The following is a 3,161-nucleotide window of genomic DNA, read 5'->3' as shown; positions in this document are numbered from 1 at the left end:
TTTACCAAAAGGTGGTATGTGGTTATTAAGTATTCAAATATTAGTTTGGGTTTGTGATTCATTTGCATACTTTGTAGGAATGGGAATAGGAAGAAAAATTTTCAAACAAGGGTTTAGCACTATAAGTCCTAAAAAATCAATAGAGGGCTCTATTGGTGGAATAGCATTTACAGTATTAACAATTTATTTAATAAATAATTATTTTCAACTATTTAGTCAAGGAACAAGTACGGCAGTAGTTCTATTTTTTGGAATATTAATTAGTTTAATAGCTCAAATTGGTGATTTGGGAGAATCTATGTTTAAAAGAGAGTTTAAAATAAAAGACTCAGGAAAATTATTAGGTGAGCATGGAGGAATATTAGACAGATTTGATAGTATGTTATTTGTTGTTCCAACGGTTTATTATGTCTTAAAATTTTTTATAAGTTGAAACTGGTAGCCTAAAAGCTACCTTTTTTTTAGGAATAAAGTTGTGAAGGGAGAAAAGAATGAAAAGAATAACAGTTTTAGGATCTACAGGAAGCATTGGTACAAATGCACTAAAAGTAATTAATGAGAAAAAAGATGAGTTTAAAGTGATAGGAATATCTGGTTATTCAAATTTATTATTATTAATTGAGCAAGTTGAAAATTTTAATCCTAAATATATATGTATTGGAAAAGAAAGTGACGCAAAAGTATTGCAAGAAAAATTTTCTGATAAAATAGTATACTTCGGAGAAGATGGTCTAAAGAAAATGGGCCAAATAGAGGAAGCAGATATTGTATTAACAGCTGTGAGCGGTGCTGTTGGAATAGAAACAACAGTTGAGGCTATAAAACTTGGGAAAAGAATAGCACTTGCTAATAAAGAGACAATGGTAGCTGCTGGAGAGTATATTAACAAATTACTTATAGAATATCCTGAAGCTGAAATAATTCCAGTTGATAGTGAACACTCAGCTTTGTTTCAAAGTATGCAAGGAAGTAAGAGAAAAGAGATAAGTAAACTAATAGTTACTGCTAGCGGAGGAACATTTAGAGGAAAAAAATTAGAAGAATTAAAAAATGTAACAGTGGAAGATGCATTAAAACATCCAAATTGGTCAATGGGAAGGAAGATAACAGTTGATTCTTCTACACTTGTAAATAAAGGATTAGAAGTTATTGAAGCTCATATGTTATTTGGAATAGATTATGACGATATAGAAGTTTTAGTTCATCCTCAAAGTGTTATACATTCAATGGTGGAATTTAAAGATTCTGCTATAATAGCTCAATTAGGTGCACCAGATATGAAGTTACCAATACAATATGCATTTACATATCCAAATAGAGAGAGCAATATTGTACTAGATAAATTAAATTTAAAACTTCTTAAAGAGTTGACATTTGATCAAGTTGATAATGAGGTATTTAAGGGTGTAGAGTTAGCTTTTAAAGCTGGAAAAATTGGAAAAACTATGCCGTGTGTATTTAATTCGGCAAATGAAGTAGCTGTTGAACTATTTTTAAATAAAAAAATAAAATTTTTAGAAATTTATGAGATAATAGAGAAGGCTATGGAAAATCATATGGTTAAAGATATAAATAACTTAGAAATAATAAAAAATGTAGATAGTGAAACAAGAAAGTGGGTTTATGAAAATTATGGAAGAAATTAAATTAGGAAAATTAATAGTAATAGAAGGAACAGATTCAAGTGGTAAAGAGACACAAACAAAACTGTTAACAGAAAGACTTGAAAAAGAAGGGAAAAAAGTTAGAAAGATATCTTTTCCAAATTATGAAAGCCCAGCATGTATGCCAGTGAAAATGTATTTAGCTGGAGAGTTTGGAATGGATGCTGAAAAAGTTAATCCATATCCAGCATCAACAATGTATGCTATTGATAGATATGCTTCTTATAAAAAAGATTGGGGAGATTTTTATAATGAAGGTGGAATAATAATAACAGATAGATATGTAACTTCTAATATGGTTCATCAAGCTTCTAAAATAGATGATATAGATGAAAAAAATAGTTATTTATCATGGTTAGAAGATTTGGAATATGAAAAAATGAAAATACCTAGACCAGATGTAGTTATATTTTTAAATATGCCAACAGAAACAGCTCAAGAGCTTATGGCAGAAAGAAAAAATAAAATAACTGGTGAATCAAAAAAAGATATTCATGAAAACAATGTAGCTTACTTAGAAAAATCATATAAAAATGCTTGTGAAATATCAGAAAAATATAATTGGTTAGAAGTGAAGTGCGTGGAAAATAAAAAATTAAAAACAATAAACGATATATCAGATGAAGTATTTACTTTAGTTAAAGATATATAATACTAGGAGGAACAATGAATATAATAATAGCTTTATTATTGCTAGGTGTGATTATTTTAATACATGAGTTAGGACATTTTTTAGCAGCAAGATTTTTCAAAATGCCAGTAGCAGAATTTTCAATAGGAATGGGGCCAGAACTATATTCATATTATACAGGTAAAACTACATATTCAATAAGAATAATTCCAATAGGTGGATATGTAAATATAGAAGGTATGGAAGTAGAGAATAAAGTAGAAAATGGATTTAATTCTCAATCAGCAATATCGAGATTCGTTGTTCTTTTTGCTGGAGTATTTATGAATTTTATATTAGCTCTTATTGTCATTATAGGAATGACTTTTAGTAGTGGAGAACCTATTCAAAATCAAAATCCTGTTGTTGGAAATATTTTAAAAAATACTCAGGCATATAATGTGTTAGAAATAAATGATACAATAGAAAAAATAAACGGTATTGAAATAAAAGATTGGACACAAATTAGTAAAGTAATAAAAGAAACATCAAAGGATAATGAAGTGTTGAGCTTAGAGATTAAAAGAGATAGTAAATTATTAAATGTAAATTTACCTTTAACTGTAGTTGAAAAGGGAAAACCAGCAATAATAGGTATTATTCCTCAGTATACTTTTGAAAGATTTGGATTTGTAGATGGAATGAAAAACTCTTTTAAAATATATACAGGTATTTTTAAAGAGACACTTCAAGGAGTAAAGATGTTAGTTACTGGTAAGGTGAAAGCAAAAGATATAAGTGGACCTGTGGGAATAGTGAAGGTGGTTGGAGATGCTAGTGAAAGTGGAAATACAGGTATTCTTCTTTGGCTTTTAGCAGTTTTATCT

General features: G+C 28.6%; 4 protein-coding genes. All 4 read left to right on the top strand.

Annotated elements, in window-relative coordinates:
- The coding region (locus Q0V09_RS09725; RefSeq protein WP_297489016.1) for a phosphatidate cytidylyltransferase at nucleotides 1-433 on the top strand (433 nt) is incomplete at its 5' end.
- 58 nt (nucleotides 434-491) lie between these two features.
- Nucleotides 492-1,646: a 1-deoxy-D-xylulose-5-phosphate reductoisomerase gene (locus tag Q0V09_RS09720; RefSeq protein ID WP_297489013.1), complete on the top strand. Its 1,155-nt coding sequence runs from the start codon at nucleotides 492-494 to the stop codon at nucleotides 1,644-1,646.
- Entirely contained in the window at nucleotides 1,624-2,316 is a 693-nt protein-coding gene (locus Q0V09_RS09715; protein ID WP_297489010.1) for a thymidylate kinase, read from the top strand. The genes Q0V09_RS09720 and Q0V09_RS09715 overlap by 23 nt, the downstream gene beginning before the upstream one ends.
- Nucleotides 2,317-2,330: 14 nt before the next feature.
- The coding region (locus Q0V09_RS09710; protein ID WP_297489009.1) for an RIP metalloprotease at nucleotides 2,331-3,161 on the top strand (831 nt) is incomplete at its 3' end.

It is taken from the genome of uncultured Cetobacterium sp., assembly GCF_947039425.1.
Lineage (GTDB): Bacteria > Fusobacteriota > Fusobacteriia > Fusobacteriales > Fusobacteriaceae > Cetobacterium_A.
Note: the sequence above shows the minus strand (reverse complement) of the source record. Positions and strands in the feature narration are given on the sequence as shown.

Coding starts and splice junctions, on each gene's coding strand:
- Q0V09_RS09720 (WP_297489013.1), top strand. CDS start 492: ATGAAAAGAATAACAGTTTTAGGATCTACAGGAAGCATTGGTACAAAT.
- Q0V09_RS09715 (WP_297489010.1), top strand. CDS start 1,624: ATGAAAATTATGGAAGAAATTAAATTAGGAAAATTAATAGTAATAGAA.